Source organism: Streptomyces coeruleorubidus, from assembly GCF_028885415.1.
GTDB classification, from domain to species: Bacteria; Actinomycetota; Actinomycetes; order Streptomycetales; family Streptomycetaceae; genus Streptomyces; species Streptomyces coeruleorubidus_A.
Genome location: NZ_CP118527.1, coordinates 6,824,482 through 6,841,966 on the forward strand (window position 1 = coordinate 6,824,482; position 17,485 = coordinate 6,841,966).

At 70.7% G+C, this 17,485-nt stretch carries 12 protein-coding genes; 6 read left to right on the forward strand and 6 right to left on the reverse strand.

The window, feature by feature from the left end:
- Positions 1–43 precede the first annotated feature (43 nt).
- The 4 genes from PV963_RS31925 to pta all read right to left on the reverse strand — a co-directional run bounded on the left by PV963_RS31925 (position 44) and on the right by pta (position 9,045).
- Positions 44–3,910: a hypothetical protein gene (locus PV963_RS31925; RefSeq protein WP_274819715.1), complete on the reverse strand. Its 3,867-nt coding sequence runs from the start codon at positions 3,908–3,910 to the stop codon at positions 44–46.
- A gap of 319 nt (positions 3,911–4,229) precedes the next feature.
- A complete protein-coding gene (gene pyk / locus PV963_RS31930) occupies positions 4,230–5,657 on the reverse strand; it encodes a pyruvate kinase (protein WP_274819717.1) in 1,428 nt (475 codons plus the stop codon).
- Between the two features lie 74 nt (positions 5,658–5,731).
- Positions 5,732–6,946 carry an acetate kinase gene (locus PV963_RS31935; protein ID WP_274819719.1) on the reverse strand — a complete coding sequence of 405 codons (1,215 nt, stop codon included), beginning with the start codon at positions 6,944–6,946 and terminating at the stop codon, positions 5,732–5,734.
- Positions 6,943–9,045 carry a phosphate acetyltransferase gene (pta, locus tag PV963_RS31940; RefSeq protein ID WP_274819720.1) on the reverse strand — a complete coding sequence of 701 codons (2,103 nt, stop codon included), beginning with the start codon at positions 9,043–9,045 and terminating at the stop codon, positions 6,943–6,945. Before pta ends, PV963_RS31935 begins: the two co-directional genes overlap by 4 nt.
- 221 nt (positions 9,046–9,266) lie before the next feature.
- On the opposite strand from pta, the gene PV963_RS31945 reads away from it, so the two are divergent.
- Positions 9,267–10,292 (forward strand): ATP-dependent 6-phosphofructokinase, encoded by a 1,026-nt coding sequence (locus PV963_RS31945; RefSeq protein WP_274819722.1) that lies wholly within the window; start codon positions 9,267–9,269, stop codon positions 10,290–10,292.
- 8 nt (positions 10,293–10,300) lie between these two features.
- Here PV963_RS31945 and PV963_RS31950 read toward each other — a convergent pair whose 3' ends face one another.
- Positions 10,301–11,047 (reverse strand): helix-turn-helix domain-containing protein, encoded by a 747-nt coding sequence (locus tag PV963_RS31950; RefSeq protein ID WP_425540963.1) that lies wholly within the window; start codon positions 11,045–11,047, stop codon positions 10,301–10,303.
- A gap of 177 nt (positions 11,048–11,224) precedes the next feature.
- Here PV963_RS31950 and PV963_RS31955 point away from each other — a divergent pair, with 177 nt between their 5' ends.
- The 3 genes from PV963_RS31955 (at position 11,225) to PV963_RS31965 (ending at position 13,528) form a co-directional block, all read left to right on the forward strand.
- Positions 11,225–11,674 carry a PPOX class F420-dependent oxidoreductase gene (locus PV963_RS31955; RefSeq protein ID WP_274819724.1) on the forward strand — a complete coding sequence of 150 codons (450 nt, stop codon included), beginning with the start codon at positions 11,225–11,227 and terminating at the stop codon, positions 11,672–11,674.
- Positions 11,675–11,904: 230 nt separating this feature from the next.
- Complete coding sequence (locus PV963_RS31960) at positions 11,905–12,411, forward strand: metal transporter (protein ID WP_274819725.1); 507 nt, start codon at positions 11,905–11,907, stop codon at positions 12,409–12,411.
- A 1-nt stretch (position 12,412) separates the two neighbouring features.
- Positions 12,413–13,528, forward strand: coding sequence for a histidine kinase dimerization/phosphoacceptor domain-containing protein (locus PV963_RS31965; RefSeq protein ID WP_274819727.1), 1,116 nt, complete (start codon positions 12,413–12,415; stop codon positions 13,526–13,528).
- Here the strand turns inward: PV963_RS31965 and PV963_RS31970 are convergent.
- Positions 13,470–14,258, reverse strand: a complete 789-nt coding sequence (locus PV963_RS31970; protein ID WP_274819729.1) for an IclR family transcriptional regulator — start codon at positions 14,256–14,258, stop codon at positions 13,470–13,472. The genes PV963_RS31965 and PV963_RS31970 overlap by 59 nt on opposite strands.
- A gap of 135 nt (positions 14,259–14,393) precedes the next feature.
- On the opposite strand from PV963_RS31970, the gene PV963_RS31975 reads away from it, so the two are divergent.
- Both PV963_RS31975 and PV963_RS31980 read left to right on the forward strand, forming a co-directional pair.
- Positions 14,394–15,731, forward strand: a complete 1,338-nt coding sequence (locus PV963_RS31975) for a gluconate:H+ symporter (RefSeq protein WP_274819731.1) — start codon at positions 14,394–14,396, stop codon at positions 15,729–15,731.
- 49 nt (positions 15,732–15,780) lie between these two features.
- Entirely contained in the window at positions 15,781–17,118 is a 1,338-nt protein-coding gene (locus PV963_RS31980) for an enolase C-terminal domain-like protein (protein WP_274819733.1), read from the forward strand.
- Positions 17,119–17,485 lie beyond the last annotated feature (367 nt).

The window sequence follows — 17,485 nt, forward strand, 5'->3', positions numbered from 1 at the left end:
AGAAGTCACGCAACAACTAACGATCAACTACTGGCGCAGGACACTAGCCGACACCCTTCTGCCGGCTGATCTCCTTCAACGCGTCGATCAGGAACTTCAGTTTCGGCGCGAAGTTGGTCTTGCAGCCCCACCTCAGCGGCCGGGGCTTCTGACCGGCCTCCAGGTTCTCGTTGTACCTCTGGTTCGCGGCGTCCTGGTTGAAGATGCGCATCGCGTCCGTCGACTTGGCGATCAGATCCTCACGCAGCCGGTCGTCGTCGATGAGCGTCTGGATGACGGCGCGGATCTCGTCATGGGTGGCCGATCCCGCCTTGACGTCGATCGGGTAGCCCATGATGCCGCCCTTGACGTTGGTGGTCTGCAGCCCGACCTCCCGGCCGTTCTTCAGGTTGACGTGCGCACCCCGCTTGGTGCACCAGTCCCCGTCGATCGGCGAGATGTGGTCGATCCCGCAGAACCGCTTCTTGCCACCCGCCGCCTTGGCGGCGGCGAGCCCCTTGGCCCTGGACGACCCGGACGCGCCACTGAACAGGTCGGCGGCGTCGAGCACGCACTCGCCGAGCTGGCCCTTGCGGTACTTCTCGATGATGTCCTTCAGCCGGGCGAGGGTCTTCTTGCCCCACGCGGCCTTCTCGAAGAACTCGGCGATACCGCTGGCGACTCGGACGATCGCCTTGCCGACGGCGGGAAGCTTGCCCGCGACCAGCACGAGGGACGCCACGTCGACGAAGGACCACAGGCAGCTCTCGATGTCGTCCTCGCCGAAGCAGCGCTTGACGTTCTCGACGCCCAGCACCTCCAGCAGGATCTGACCGCCGTTGGCCTTCACCCAGTCGATGACGCTCATCGAGACGGCCGCCTGAGCGGCGCGGTAGTCGTCGACGCACTGCTGGCCGCACTGGGCCCGCAGGATAGATTCGTCGTCGGCGCTCAGGGCCGGGCCCGGATTCCCTCCGGGAACACCGGTGTCACCTGCCTCCATGGCTGCACGGCGCTGCTGTTCGAGCCGCTTGCGCTCCTCCTCTTCCGCGCGATCGGCAGCCTGGTCGGCCTCCTTCGCGGCACCGTCGGCATTCTTGGCCGCCGTCTCGGCAGCAGTGGCGTCCTGCTCCGCCTTGGTGGCGGTGTTGCGGGCGCTCGCCGCGTCCTTCTCCGCCGAGGTGGCGGCGGAGCGGGCACTGGCGGCGTCCTTCTCCGCCTCGTCGGCCTCACGGTCCGCGGCGGCGGCTTCGGACTCCGCCTCGCTCGCGGCCATCCCGGCGTAGAGGGCGTCCGTACCGGCCTGCTGGTCGTACTTCTGGGCGTTCGCGTCTGCCTTCTTCGCCGCTTCCGCGGCTGTGGCGGCCTCGGCCGCGGAGGCACGCGCGGCAGCCACCGAGGCCGCTGCCTTCGCCGCGTCGTCGGCCGCCGCGGCGGCGACCTCGGCGGCCAGCTTGGCGTCGCCCTTCGCCTTCTCGGCCAGGGCCTTGGCCTCCTTGGCTGCCCTGGCCGCCTCGTCGGCCTTGGCCTTGGCGGCGGCGGCCTGGCGTTCCGCGATCGGCTTGGACGTCTGCCCGACGAGGACCGCGAACGCGGCCGAGACATCGGTCTCCTTGTACGGGCTGCCGATGGTGATGGCCTGGTTGGCAGGCTTGATCACCTCGGCGGCCGAGTCGCGGGCGGCGGTGGCCGCCTCACCCGCCGCGAAGGCGTGACCGGCCGCGGTGGCGGCCCACGCGGCCGTCTTTGCGGCTTCGGCCTTCGCGGCCGTGGCCTCCTTGCGTGCCGTGACCGCCGCGGCGGCGGCCTTCTTGCCCTCGGCCTCGGCGTCGTCGGCGTTCTTCTTGGCCGCTGCTGCGGCGTCGATCGCCTCCGCGGCGGCGGCGTGTGCCGTGGCGGCTGCGGCGCGCGTGGTCTCGTAGGCGGACCACGCGTTGTCGGCCGCGGCACGGGAGCGGGACGCCGCGGCGTCGGCGCGCGTGGCGGCGGCCCGGGCCTTCACGGCGGCCTCGCTCGCGCCATTGGCCGCGGCCCGTGCGTCGCGGGCCTCGTCGGTCGCCTCGGTGGCGGCGGCGCGGGCCTCCGTCGCGGCCTCGCGGGCCTCACCCGCGGCAGCTGAACCCGTGGCCGCCTCGGCGGCGGCTTGCAGGGCGGCCGCCCTGGACTTGGCGGCGTCCCGCTTACGTTCGGCCGAGACGGCCAGGTCACGGGCCAAGTACGCCTGCGCTTCGGCCTCCTCGGCCTCCTGGCGCTTGGCGGCGGCGGTGTCGCCCGCCGTTTCCGCGGTGCCGCGTGCCCGGGCAGCGGCATCCCGATCCGCCTGCGCCCGCTGTTCGGCGTCCTTCGCCTTCGCCCGCTCGGCCGCCGCGTTGGCCCGCTCCCGCTTGGCGTTGTCTCGTTCCTTCTCGGCCTTGGCCCGTTCGGTCGCTGCCCTCGCAGCGCCCGTCTTCGCCGTCTTCTCGGCCGCCTCGGCCGTCGCCTGGGCGTTCTTCGCCCTCGTGGCGTTGGCTGCGGCTTCCTTGGCCAGCGCGTCCGCGGACACCCTGGCCGCCTTCGCCTGGGCGGCCGCCTCCTGCGCGGCGATGCGCCGGAACTCGGTGTTGATGGCGTGCGCCTGGGTCCGGGAGAGCGCGAACAGCGCCTTGCTGTCGGCCACCGTCGCCTTGGCGGCGTTCACCGCGGTCTGGGTGGCCTTCGCCGCCGCCTGGGCCGCGGCGTAGGAGGCCTTGGCGACCTGCACCGACTGCTGCGCGTACAGCAGTCCCCGGCCGCGCGGTGTCTTGGCGGCGTCGGCGATGGCGTACGCGTCGTTCTGCGCCGCGCCAGCCTGTTCGGAGGCCGTCTTGGCGGTGGCCACCGCCTTGTTGGCCAGGGCCAGTTGCTCGGCGGCCCGCTTCTGGGCGGTGGCCAGGTCGGTCTTGGCCTGGGTGAAGACCGCGGGCTTGGGCCGGAGGATGTCATCCTTGGGCTGGCCCGCCCAGTACTTCTGCCAGAGAAGGATCTGCTCTGCCAGCCACGCCTGCCCGATGGACTCGATCATCGCCTCGGTGGCCTTGCGGGCCTCGGCCGAAGCGGTCGCCTCGGCGGCCATGATGCGGGTCCGCGGCTTGGCCTGAGCGGCGTACTCCTGCTCCCACTCCTGATGGGCGGTCAGGACCACCGGGGTGAGGATCCGCCGTATGTCGACAGGATTGAAGCTGTCGCAGCCGCCCCAGGCGACCTTGAGGGCCTCGACCTCCATGCGGTACTCGGCGGAGCCCTCCGCCGGCGGCTTGGTGACGAGTCCGCCATGGCGCAGGAAGGAAGCGACGTCACTGCCGGTGGTCATGTTGTAGGGGCCGCGGACATCGGTTTCACCGAACATCGAGCCGATCGCGAAGTCGTTCCAGTCGTCCTGCCCCTTGATGTCGGCGGCGATCTTCTTCGCCTGGTCGACCGAGGCCTTGGTGGGCACGCTGCGCCCGTCCTGCCCGAGCTTGCCGTACAGGTCCCGCTGCGGACCGAGGGTGAAGGCGACGACTTCCTTGTCGAACTCGGGAGCGTGGTACTCGGTGCCCGAGCTCCAGCCCGTCTCTGCGTAGATCTCGTTGGCTGCCTCCCAGCGCTGCTTGCGCTTGCGGGACTGGCCCAGGTAGTCGATGACGCCGTCGTTGTCCTTGGAGCGGGCGTCGCCGAGTGTGCCGAGGCCCAGCTGGTGCCCTTCCAGGGCGGTGGCGAGTTCGGTGTCGGTACCGTTCAGGGCCTTGGCGGCCGCGGCCTTGAGCGCGGGGCCGCCGATGTGCAGGGCCATGCCGGCCACGCACCGGTCCATCCGGGCGTCCACCCCAAGACTGATCCGGGAGCTGCCGGCGTCCGGGTCCTCGGCCGGCGGACCGTCGGCCCGGGCGGGTGCCGCGTACACCAGTCCCGTCAGTACGGCGGAGGCCGCCACCAGTGCGGTACTGGCTAACCCCCTTGAGCGCAGGGCTCTTCGCATGTCATCGCCTGTCTGCTGGTCGAATGGTGAGGCCAGGAAGAGAGCAGGCGGACATGGCTGCGCGGCAGCCGTGGTGGGTCGTTGACGGGTGACGCTCGTCGAAAGAGATGTGTGCGCTGGTCAGGCGCACTCCCCCCGCACTCTCTCCCCGAGAGCGTCACAAGATTTTCACAGTCGGTCGATTTTCGGTAGGGGATTGCCCGGTGGCGAACGCCACTGAGGGCGCCCCCCGTCACAGGGGACGCCCTCAGTCGCGTGCCAAGGCCTTCATGGGTCAGCCCTTGGCGCCGCCCAGGTGGTGGACGCGCACCATGTTGGTGGTGCCGGGGACGCCGGGGGGCGAGCCGGCCGTGATGACCACGATGTCGCCCTCGTTGAAGCGGTTCAGCTTCACCATCTCCTGGTCCACCAGGTCGACCATCTCGTCCGTGCTGTTCACGAACGGCACGACGTGCGGCTCCACGCCCCAGCTGAGGGCGAGCTGGTTGCGGGTGGACTCGTCGGTGGTGAACGCGATGATCGGCTGGACCGCGCGGTAGCGGCACAGCCGGCGGGCGGTGTCGCCGGACTGGGTGAAGGCCACCAGGCCCCGGCCGCCGAGGAAGTCGGCGATCTCGCACGCGGCCCGGGCCACCGAACCGCCCTGCGTGCGCGGCTTCTTGCCCGGGACCAGCGGCTGCAGGCCCTTGGACATCAGCTCCTGCTCGGCCGCGGTGACGATCTTCGACATCGTCTTCACGGTCTCGATCGGGTAGGCGCCCACGCTCGACTCGGCGGACAGCATGACCGCGTCGGCCCCGTCCAGGATCGCGTTGGCCACGTCGGAGGCCTCGGCGCGCGTCGGGCGGGAGTTGGTGATCATCGACTCCATCATCTGGGTCGCCACGATCACCGGCTTGGCGTTGCGCCGGCACAGCTCGATCAGGCGCTTCTGCACCATGGGGACCTTCTCGAGCGGGTACTCGACGGCGAGGTCACCGCGGGCGACCATCACACCGTCGAACGCCATCACGACGTCCTCCATGTTCTGCACCGCCTGCGGCTTCTCCACCTTGGCGATGACCGGGACGCGGCGGCCCTCCTCGTCCATCACGCGGTGCACGTCCTGGACGTCCTTGGCGTCCCGGACGAAGGAGAGTGCGACCAGGTCGCAGCCCATGCGGAGGGCGAAGCGGAGGTCCTCGATGTCCTTCTCGCTCAGCGCGGGCACGTTGACGGCCGCGCCGGGCAGGTTGATGCCCTTGTGGTCGGAGATGACGCCGCCCTCGATGACGATCGTCTTCACCCGGTGGCCCTCGACCTCGGTGACCTTCAGCTCGACGTTGCCGTCGTTGATGAGGACCTGGTCGCCCTTGGTCACGTCGCCGGGCAGGCCCTTGTAGGTCGTCCCGCAGATCGTCTTGTCGCCCGGGACGTCCTCGGTGGTGATGGTGAACTCGTCACCGCGGACCAGCTCCACGGGACCCTCGGCGAAGGTCTCCAGACGGATCTTGGGGCCCTGGAGGTCCGCGAGGACCCCGATGGCCCGGCCGGTCTCCTTGGCGGCGGCACGGACCCGGTCGTACCGGCCCTGGTGCTCGGCGTGCGTGCCGTGGCTGAAGTTGAAGCGGGCCACGTTCATGCCGGCCTCGATCAGCGCGACAAGCTGCTCGTGGGAGTCGACCGCGGGGCCGAGAGTACAGACGATTTTCGAACGGCGCATGGGGGCGATCCTATCGGTTTGTTTCGCAACGGAATATTCCGTCTGGCGGAAAATACAAAAGGGCGGGATGCCGCTCAGGTGTGATTCCCCGAACCAATTACCAGCGCGTAGGTCTGTGTCGCGATCTCCAATTCCTCGTCAGTAGGCACCACCGCCACCGCGACCCGGGCACCCTCGGGCGAGATCAGCCGCGCCTCGTCGCCGCGTACGGCGTTGCGCTCGCCGTCCACCGCCAGGCCCAGCTCCTCCAGGCCCGCCAGGGCGGCCTCCCGCACGAAAGCGGCGTTCTCGCCGACACCGGCGGTGAAGGCCACCGCGTCCACCCGTCCGAGTGCGGCGTAATAGGCGCCGATGTACTTCTTCAGTCGGTGAATGTAGATGTCGAACGCCAGCTCCGCCCGCTCGTCGCCCTCGTCGACGCGGCGGCGGATCTCCCTCATGTCGTTGTCGCCGCACAGTCCGATCAGACCGCTCTTCTTGTTGAGAAGAGTGTCGATCTCGTCGGCGGACATTCCACCAACACGCATCAAATGGAAGATGACGGCCGGGTCCATGTCTCCCGAGCGCGTACCCATCACGAGCCCCTCCAAAGGCGTCAGACCCATGGAGGTGTCCACGCAACGACCGCCCCGCACGGCCGAGGCGGACGCCCCGTTGCCCAGGTGCAGCACGATCACGTTCGTCTCGGCGGGGTCCTTGCCGAGCAGCTCGGCGGTGGCCCGGGAGACGTAGGCGTGGGAGGTGCCGTGGAAGCCGTAGCGCCGGATGCGGTGCGCGTCGGCCGTCTCGACGTCGATCGCGTAGCGGGCGGCCGACTCCGGCATCGTGGTGTGGAAGGCGGTGTCGAAGACCGCGACCTGCGGCAGGTCGGGCCGCAGCGCCCGGGCCGTGCGGATCCCGGTGAGGTTGGCCGGGTTGTGCAGCGGGGCGACCGGGATGAGCCGCTCGATCTCGGCGAGCACGGCGTCGTCGATCACGGTCGGCTCGGTGAAGGACCTGCCCCCGTGCACCACCCGGTGCCCGATCGCGGCCAGCTCGGGCGAGTCCAGGCCGAGGCCGTCCTTGGCGAGCTCCTCGGCGACGGCCTTCAGGGCGGCGTCGTGGTCGGCGATCGCGCCGCCGCGCTCCCGGCTCTCACCGCCGGCCGGGGTGTGCTTCAGACGGGAGGTCTGCTCGCCGATGCGCTCGACCAGCCCCATCGCCAGCCGGCTGTGGTCGCGCATGTCGAGCAGCTGGTACTTCACCGACGAGGAGCCGGAGTTGAGGACGAGGACGCGGGTGGGGCTCACTGGGCGGTTGCCTTCTCGCTCGGGGACGGGGCGGGGGACTGGGCCTGGATCGCCGTGATGGCGACCGTGTTGACGATGTCCTGGACGAGGGCGCCCCGGGACAGGTCGTTGACCGGCTTGCGCAGACCCTGGAGCACCGGGCCGACGGCGATCGCGCCGGCCGAGCGCTGCACGGCCTTGTAGGTGTTGTTGCCGGTGTTCAGGTCGGGGAAGATCAGCACGCTCGCCTGCCCCGCGACCTCGGAGCCGGGCAGCTTGGTCGCCGCGACCGACGGCTCCACGGCGGCGTCGTACTGGATCGGGCCCTCGATCCTCAGGTCGGGCCGGCGGGTGCGGACGATCTCGGTGGCCTCGCGCACCTTGTCGACGTCGGCGCCGGAGCCGGACGTACCCGTGGAGTACGACAGCATGGCGATCCGCGGCTCCACGCCGAACTGCCCGGCCGTGCTCGCCGACTGGATGGCGATGTCGGCGAGCTGCTCGGCGTTCGGGTCCGGGTTGACCGCGCAGTCGCCGTAGACGAGGACCTTGTCGGCCAGGCACATGAAGAACACCGACGAGACGATGTCGGCGTCCGGCTTGGTCTTGATGATCTCGAAGGCCGGGCGGATGGTCGCGGCCGTGGAGTGCACCGAGCCCGACACCATGCCGTCGGCGAGGCCCTCCTGCACCATCAGCGTGCCGAAGTAGTTCACGTCGGAGACCACGTCGTACGCCAGCTCCACGGTGACGCCCCGGTGGGCGCGCAGGGCCGCGTACTTCTCGGCGAAGGCGTCGCGCAGGTCGGAGGTGGCCGGGTCGATCAGCTGGGACTCGCCGAGGTCGATGCCGAGGTCGGCGGCCTTCTTGCGGATCTGGTCGACGGGGCCGAGCAGGGTCAGCTCGCACACGCCCCGGCGCAGCAGCACCTCGGCGGCGTGCAGCACCCGCTCCTCGGTGCCCTCGGGCAGCACCACGCGGCGCAGGTCGGAGCGGGCCTGCTCCAGCAGCTTGTGCTCGAACATCATCGGCGTGACGCGGTCGCTGCTCGGGGCGGAGACGCGGCGGGCGAGACCGGCGGTGTCGGCGTAGCGCTCGAACAGGCCGAGTGCCCGCTCCGCCTTGCGCGGGGTGGCCGCGTTGAGCTTGCCCTCCAGCGAGAACAGCTGCTCGGCGGTGGGGAAGCTGGTGCCGGCCACCGACAGCACCGGGGTGCCGGGCGCGAGCCGGTCGGCGAGCGTGAGGATGTCGTCGCCGGGCACCTCGTCCAGGGTGAGCAGCACGCCCGCTATCGGCGGGGTGCCGGCGCTGTGCGCGGCGAGCGCGCCGACGACCAGGTCGGCCCGGTCGCCCGGGGTGACGACGAGGCAGCCCGGGGTCAGGGCGCCCAGGAAGTTCGGCAGCATCGCGCCGCCGAAGACGAAGCCGAGCACGTCCCGGGCCAGTCCCGAGTCGTCGCCCAGCACCACCTTGGCGCCGAGGGTGTGGCCGATCTGCGAGACCGTCGGGGCGGACAGCGCGGGCTCGTCGGGCAGGACGTAACAGGGCACGGGGAGCCGGGAGTCGAGCTGGCCGGCGATCTCCTCGCGGTCCTCGCGGGCCACCCGGTTGGTGACCATGGCCAGGACGTCGCAGCCCAGCGTGTCGTAGGCCCGGTAGGCGTTGCGCGTCTCGGCGAGCACCGACTCGACGGTCTGCTTGCGGCCGCCCACGACCGGGATCACGGACGCGCCGAACTCGTTCGCCAGCCGGGCGTTGAGCGACAGCTCGTCCGGGAGCTGGGTGCCGGCGTAGTCGGTGCCGAGGACCAGGACCACGTCGAAGTCGCGGGCGACCAGGTGGAAGCGGTCGACGAGCGTGGACACCAGCTCGTCCGTGCCGGCCTCGGCCTGGAGGGCGGACGCCTCGTGGTAGTCCATGCCGTAGACGGTCGCCGGGTCCTGGGTGAGCCGGTAGCGGGCGCGCAGCAGCTCGAAGAGGCGGTCGGGGCCGTCATGGACGAGGGGACGGAAGACGCCCACCCAGTCGACCTGCCGGGTGAGGAGCTCCATGACCCCCAGTTCGACGACCTGGCGGCCGTCGCCGCGGTCGATGCCGGTCACGTACACGCTGCGGGTCACGCGCGCTCTCCGTTTCGTCTCGAATGGGGGTACACATCAAGCCAATGGCTATCCAGCCGCGGGCACAAAAATCGCCCACCGAGGTGAGCAGAACCCTCTTGACAATACCTCCGCCGATAGATATGGCGCCCGTCACCCTCGGGGTGCGGCACCGGGCTGTCGAGCGTGAAACAATCGGCAGTGGCTCACCGGTATCAACAGCGAGCAGGAGACACAGCACGATGCGTATCGGAGTTCTCACCGCAGGCGGCGACTGCCCCGGCCTGAACGCCGTGATCCGGTCGGTCGTGCACCGGGCGGTCGACAACTACGGCGACGAGGTCATCGGCTTCGAGGACGGTTACTCGGGGCTGCTCGACGGCCGGTACCGCACCCTCGACCTGAACGCGGTCAGCGGCATCCTGGCCCGCGGCGGCACGATCCTGGGGTCGTCCCGGCTGGAGCGCGACCGGCTCCGTGAGGCCTGCGAGAACGCCTCCGACATGATCCACGAGTTCGGCATCGACGCGCTGATCCCGATCGGCGGCGAGGGCACGCTGACGGCGGCCCGCATGCTGTCCGACGCGGGTCTGCCGGTGGTCGGCGTCCCGAAGACGATCGACAACGACATCTCCTCCACGGACCGCACCTTCGGTTTCGACACGGCGGTCGGCGTCGCCACCGAGGCGATGGACCGTCTGAAGACCACCGCCGAGTCCCACCAGCGGGTGATGGTGGTGGAGGTCATGGGGCGCCACGCCGGCTGGATCGCGCTGGAGTCCGGCATGGCGGCCGGCGCGCACGGGATCTGTCTGCCGGAGCGTCCGTTCGACCCGGCCGATCTCGTGAAGATGGTCGAGGAGCGCTTCTCCCGCGGCAAGAAGTTCGCGGTCGTCTGTGTCGCCGAGGGCGCCCACCCCGCCGACGGAACCATGGACTACGGCAAGGGCGCCATAGACAAGTTCGGCCACGAGCGCTTCCAGGGCATCGGCACGGCACTCGCCCACGAGCTGGAACGACGGCTCGGCAAGGAGGCCAAGCCGGTCATTCTCGGCCACGTCCAGCGCGGCGGCTCACCGACCGCGTACGACCGGGTGCTCGCCACGCGGTTCGGCTGGCACGCGGTGGAGGCCGCGCACCAGGGGGAGTTCGGCAGGATGACCGCGCTGCGCGGGACGGACATCGTGATGGTGCCGCTCGCGGAGGCCGTGACCGAGCTGAAGACCGTGCCCAAGGACCGGATGGACGAGGCCGAGTCGGTCTTCTAGGGCGCCCTCTACTCGGTGCCGTCCTGGAGTTTCGCCCAGAAGTGCTCCACGATCCGGGCGAGGAATTCCTGGCCGGTGTCGCCCGCGTCACCGCTGCCGCCGCCCCAGCTCAGCGTGGCGGCCATGTGCCCCTGGTAGTCCTGGTGCAGGCCTTGGAGGGCGCTCTCCAGGAACTGTCGGTCCAGGGGCACGACCTTGGCCACCGGGCGTACGTAGGCCTGCCAGCGGGTGGTGACGGCGTTGCGCAGCAGTTCGCCGAGCTTGGCGTCGCGGCCCGTGACGGTGACGAAGTCGGGCAGGCCGAGGCCGAGCAGATCGGCGAGCGCGGCGGACTGGCGGTCGGTGCCGCGCCAGGTGTCGGTCTCCTCCATCCGTAGATAGGCGTGGAGTTCGTGTCCCACGGCACGGGCCACGTCCTCGGGGGCGAAGCCGCGGGCGATGCGGTGCTCGCGCAGGGTGCGCGGTCTGCCGATGAGTTCGCCGGGCGCGCACCACAACACGCCTGCGAGCGCGGTGAGTTCGGAGCCGGAAGGGGACGCGGTCCCGCGTTCCCAGGCCATGACGTGCTCCGGGGTGATGTGGGGGTGCCCGTAGGAGACGCGCATGCCGTGGGCGACGTGCTCGGGTGCCATGCCGAGAGCTGCGCGCAGGCGGCGGGCGGCGGTGGCGTTGAAGGGCGGGGGCGTCGAGGTGGCGGGCAGGGGGTGGGGGGTGGGCTGGCTCGGGCGGGCTGAAGGTCGGCGCACGGGCCACAAGCTAGGGGTGCGGGGCTGCGGTGACCACGGTCTGTTCGGCCAGGATCACGGATTGTAGGAAGCTACGGCTACCGGCGGGTTCGACCGGGGCCGAAGATCGTCTGTCGGCCGGGGCGGGGGTGCGGCGAGGATGGCGCCGGGCCTGGTGAACGCGGGCCCGGAAAGGTGGTCGGTCAGGTGAACGGCAAGCTCAACGGGCATATTCGCGAGCGTCTTCTCGCGACGAACTTCTGGCACCTCGCGACGGTGGGTGCGGACGGAACGCCCCAGGTGTCGCCCATGTGGGCGGACATCGAAGGGGAGTACGTCATGGTCAACACCTCCATCGGGCGGGTGAAGGAGGAGAATCTGCGGCGCAATCCGTACGTTTCGCTGTCCCACCACGACCCCGGGAACCCCTATGACCGGGCGGAGATCCGGGGGAAGGTCGTCCGGTTCGTGGAGGGCGAGGAGGCGGAGCGGGCGATGGACCGGCTCGCGCGCAAGTACCTCGGGGATGACCGGTATCCGTGGCTGCTGCCCGGGGAGCGCCGGGTGATGCTGCTGATCGAGCCGACACGGGTACGGAGGCTGGAGGGTGTGGAGCCGTTCCGGGCCGGGGTCCTGCCGGACGGGGCGGCCGGCTGAGGGACGGTGTGCTGGACCGGCGTCCGTAGGCGGGGCGCTCGCCATCCGTCGCCCCCCGCGGCGCGGCGGTTACGCCACTCCGGTCAAGGAGAACCGGCTAGTGCCAGAACCGGCCCAAAGCGTGGCTCCACCGACGCTCTTCGTACTTTCGGCCGGTACGCGATGCGCTTCGGCTTTCTAGCCTGAGCAGCATGAATACAGGGGTTCGGCCGGCAAGGTCGGCTGGCAGGGTGTCCGACATCGGGCTCGGCGTCGTGTTCGCCCTGGGGATCGTCTTCACGACGTTCATGCTCATGGACAGTTGGGGTGGCGGGTCCTGGGTGTTCGGCTCCGCCGTCTCGACCATCGTGGGCGGCCTCGCGTTGATGCGCGAGCGGCAGAAGGTACTGACCGCGGTCGCGGGCCTGACCGTGACGGCCGTTGCCGTCGCGGTGTCCCTGATCGCCGGGGAGGAGCTGCCGCAGGAGCCCGCCCCCATCACGGCGCTGGCCCTGTCGGTGCTCGTTGGCTCCGCGATCAGGACGCTGCCGATGGGACCGGCCGCCGGGATCGCCGTGGGCGGCGTCGTGGTGACCGGGGTCACCTGGTTCGACGGATGGAGCGGCGTGACGAACCTGGCCACGATGGGGATGGCCGCCGCCCTCGTGATGGGGCCGGTGTTGCGCGGCCTCGACCGCAACCAACGCCCCAACGTCCCGGCACCGCAGGGGCCCTGGGTTGACCCGCCGCGGTCGTAGCGTGGCCGGAGATCCGGCGAATGCGGCAGGCGCCGCCCAGCCCGCCGCAAGGACCTCGGAGCCGTCCGGCACCCCGCCCGAGGCCCCGCCGAACGGCGCGGATCGCGGGCGAGGATTCGGTAATCTGATCAACGTGATTCCGCAGCGATGGGTCGGGGCCGTCTCCGCCGTCGGGCTCGGTGTCGCGTTTCTCGCGGCGATCGCCATTCAGTCCTTCGCCCTCGCGCAGACCTGGGGGGCCGCGTCCTGGGCCCCCGGTGCCGCCACCGCCGTGATGGTGTGCGCCCTCGCGCTGATGCGCCATCGGGAGCGGACCTGGACGGCGGCCGGGGGCCTCGTCGTCACCGCGCTGGCGGTCCTCGTCCCGCTGCTGCCGGGCACCCGGTTTCCCGCCGGGCTCGGACCCGCCGTCGCCCTGGGCCTGGCCGTGCTCACCGGATCCGCGATCAGGGCGTTGCCGATGGTGAGGGCCGGGGCCATCGCGGGCGCCGGGCTGCTGGTGATCGCCGTTCAGTTCGCCGTCCGGCCGCCGTCGGCGGTTCCGGCCATCGCCGCCGCGGCCTGGCTGGCCGCCGTCGGGGTCGGGCTGGCGCTGCGCATGTTCGACGGCCGGGCGAAAGCCGCCGCCGAAGAGGTGCGCCGGGCTGAACGGCTGGAACTCGCCCGGGAATTGCACGACATCGTGGCCCACCACATCACAGGGATGGTGATCCAGGCGCAGGCCGCCCATATCGTCGTGCGGCGGGCCCCGGAGAAGGTGTCGGACTCGCTGACCGAGATCGAGAGCGCCGGGTCCGAGGCCATGGCCGCGATGCGCCGTGTCGTCGGGCTGCTGCGCGACACCGACGATGCGGCGCCCGTCTCGCCCGGGCCGGAGCGGCTGAGCACGCTGGCATTTGGCATGCCCTTATCGTGGAATTCCACGTCCTTCACAGCATCAGCTCAAAGCATGGTTCCCGTTGTCGGCGACCGTACTTTTGGCCGGGCCTGCCTGCGGCCCTGTGCCGGCAATACCGACCGCACCACAGCTGGGGCAGACTTCCCGCACACCAGTACACCTAGCGCCAGTCGGGTGCGCCCGGCATCGGCGGTAGCCGGGATTCGATCCTCGCCCTGATGTCCCCCATCACGGAGACGACGCGGGCCTCGTGCTCCGGGTTCAGCCGGGCCACCGGGACCGAGCAGCTGATGGCGTCGACGGCCGGGGTGCCGTAGCGCAGGGCGAAGCCGAAGCCGGCGATGCCGGGTACCGTCTCCTCGCGGTCGACGGAGTAGCCGCGCTCGCGGACCCTGGCCAGGTCGGCGAGGAGTGCCGCCCGGTCGGTGTGGGTGTTCTCCGTGAGCGCGGGCAACGGCCATTGGGTGAACGGCAGTTCGTCGTCGGCGCGCTCCGCGAGCAGGGCCTTGCCGAGCGCGCCGGCGTGGGCCGGGACGCGGCGGCCGACCCGGCTGATGGTGCGCAGATACTCGTGGGACTCCCGGGTGGCGAGGTAGACGACGTCCCGGCCGTCGAGCCGGGCCAGGTGGATCGTCTCGCCGAGCGTGTCCGACGCCTCGTCGAGGTACGGGCGGACCAGCCGGACATGCCGGTCCCCGTCCAGGTAGCCGGTGCCGGTGAGCAGCGCGCGGATCCCGATGCCGTAGAGGGAGCCGGTGGCGTCCGTGCGGACCCAGCCGGCGTCGACGAGGGTCTGGAGCAGCTGGTACATGCTGCTGCGCGGCACCCCCAGATCCTCCGCGAGCTCGTCGAGGCGCGAGGGCTGCTCGCCCCGCTCGGCGAGCAGTTCCAGCAGCGCGACGGTCCGGGCCGCCGACTTCACGCCGCGGACACCTCTGCTCTCCTGCATGGGCTCATCGTAGGTCCGCAGGAATCCGTGATCGCCCGGCCATTGACCCGGCACGTTCACCCACTTAGCCTCCATCTGCATACGTGGACGCTGTCTGCATATAGGGATGAGACACCGGTTCAAAGGGGAACTGCCTTGCCTCTGCTCGTAGTCGGGATCAGCGTTCTGGTTCTGCTTGTCCTCATGACCAGGCTGAGACTGAACGGCTTCGCCGCGCTGCTGCTCGTGGCGGTCGGGGTCGCACTGGTCCGGGGGATTCCGGTGGCGACCATCCCGGACGTCCTCTCCGAGGGCATCGGGGACCAGATCGGCGACACCATGCTGACCATCGGACTCGGCGCCATGGTCGGCCGTGTGATGGGGGACGCGGGCGCCGCCCAGCGGATAGCCGGCAAGCTCCTCGACGCCTTCGGACCGCGGTGGGTCCAGGTCGCCATGGTGGTCACGTCCATGCTGATCGGCGTGACCATGTTCTACGAGGTCGCCTTCGTCATCATCGTGCCCATCGCGTTCACCCTGGTCAGGGTCACCGGGGCGAAGCTGCTGTGGGTCGGGCTGCCGATGTCCATCGCCCTGTCCACCATGCACAGCTTCCTGCCGCCGCACCCCGGTCCCACCGCCGTCGCCGCGACCTTCCACGCATCCGTCGGACTGACGCTGTTCTACGGCCTGTTCGTCGCCGTGCCGGCCGGCGCGCTCATCGCCCTGACCTGGCCTCGTCTTCCGTTCGTCGCGAGGATGACCCCCACCATCCCCAAGGGCCTGGTCAGCGAACGGGAGTTCACCGACGAGGAGATGCCGGGCCTGGGCTGGTCGCTGTTCGTGGCGCTGTTCCCCGTCGTGCTGATCGTCGCCGCCGCCGTGACCGACATGGCCGCCTCCGGCGAGAGCCCGTTCCTGCACTTCGTCGCCTTCGCCGGGTCGGCGCCGATCGCCCTGCTGCTGACCTTGTGCCTGGCGGTCTGGGTGTTCGGGCCGCGGATCGGGCGCAGCCTGAGCGACGTCGGGGCCTCCTGTGGCTCGGCGGCCCAGGCGATGGCGATGATCCTGCTGGTGATCGGCGCGGGCGGGGCCTTCAAGAACGTCCTCGTCGAAGGCGGGATCTCCGACTACATCAAGGACGTCACCGACGGCTGGTCCATCTCGCCGATCGTCCTGGCCTGGCTCGTCGCCGTCATCCTGCGCATCGCGCTCGGCTCGGCCACGGTCGCCGTCGTCACGGCCTCCGGGGTGGCGCTGCCGCTGCTGGCGGGCAGCGGGGTGCACCCGGAGGTCATGGTGCTGGCCGTCGCCTGCGGCTCCATCGCCTTCTCCCACGTCAACGACCCCGGGTTCTGGCTGTTCAAGGAGTACTTCAACCTCTCCGTCATCGAGGCGATCAAGGTCCGTACGTCCTACACGACGGTCCTCGCCGTGCTCGGTCTGGGCGGTGTCCTGGCGGTCGAGTGGGTCCTCGACGCCCTCAGTCTCTGAATCACCTCACCTCACCTCAGCCTTCAGAAGCCTTCAGAAGGGGCACTCGATGAGCATCGGACCGCAGCCGACCGTCACGGCGTTCGCCGTCTACCCCGTCGCGGGCCGCGACAGCATGGAGCTGAACCTCTCCGGCGCGCACGGCCCGTACTTCACGCGCAACGTCGTCGTTCTCACCGACTCTGAGGGACGTACCGGGCTGGGGGAGGTGCCCGGCGGGGAGAAGATCACGCAGACGCTGCGGGACGCCGAGCCGCTGGTCGTCGGGGCGAAGGTGGGCGACTACAAGCGGGTACTGCGCGAGATCGGTGACCGGTTCGCCGAGCGGGACGCCGGGGGCCGGGGTGCCCAGACCTTCGACCTGCGGACCACCGTCCACACGGTGACCGCGGTCGAGTCGGCGCTGCTCGACCTTCTCGGGCAGCATCTGGACGTACCCGTGGCGGCGCTGCTGGGCGACGGGCAGCAGCGGGACTCGGTGCGGGTGCTGGGGTACCTCTTCTACGTCGGTGACCCGGACCGGACGGATCTGGAGTACGTCCGGGAACCCGGCTCAGCCGTGGAGTGGTACCGGGTGCGGCATGAGGAGGCGCTGTCGCCGGAGGCGATCGTGCGGCAGGCCGAGGCGGCCTACGACCTCTACGGGTTCCGGGACTTCAAGCTCAAGGGGGGCGTGCTGGAGGGGGCCGAGGAGGTCGCGGCCGTGCGGGCGCTCAAGTCGCGCTTTCCCGAGGCCCGGATCACGCTGGACCCGAACGGGGCGTGGTCGCTGCGGGAGGCGGTCGAGCTGTGCCGGCCGCTGGTCGGCACGCTCGCGTATGCCGAGGATCCCTGCGGGGCGGAAGGCGGTTACTCCGGGCGGGAGATCCTCGCGGAGTTCCGCCGGGCGACGGGGTTGCCCACGGCGACGAACATGATCGCGACCGACTGGCGTCAGATGGCCCATGCCCTGGCTCTGCAGTCGGTCTCCATTCCGCTGGCCGATCCGCACTTCTGGACCATGCAGGGGTCGGTGCGGGTGGCGCAGTTGTGCAACGCGATGGGGCTGACCTGGGGGTGTCACTCCAACAACCACTTCGACATCTCCCTGGCCATGGTGACGCACTGCGGAGCCGCGGCGCCGGGGGAGTACAACGCGCTGGACACGCACTGGATCTGGCAGGAAGGGCTGGAGCGGCTGACCGTCGAGCCGCCCCGCATCGTGGGCGGGGAGATCACCGTGCCGGACGCGCCGGGGCTGGGTGTCGAGCTCGACATGGACCGGCTGCTGGCGGCGCACGAGCTGTACCGGGAGAAGGGGGTGGGGGCGCGGGACGATGTGGTGGCGATGCAGTACTTGGTGCCTGGCTGGGAGTTCGACGGCAAGCGGCCGTGTCTGGTGCGGTGAGCCTCCGGCGGTTGGGCGGGGTGCCTGCGGCGGCCTGTGGCTGCTTCGGTGGGGGTGCTCGGAGCGCCTGCGCGCGGGTTGTGGTTCGGGGCCGCGCCGGGGGGTGTCCGTCCTCGGAACGGCGCGATGGGGTCGGATACCGACTGACTGTCCGTTGACGCGCCAACCGCTGCGGGCGGACACCCCCCGACACGTCCCCTTCCGTGCGTGCGCGGGTGCAGGCGCGTCTCGGCCTGGGGGCGCCGCCTCGGGCTGCGGGCCGCCGGTCCCGCCTGGCTGCGGGCAATCGTGCCGCCAAGGGCGGCACGGGTGGGCGCAGCGGCACCCCGCTTCGCCGGGTTGCGGTCCCACCCGGCCCCAGCAACCG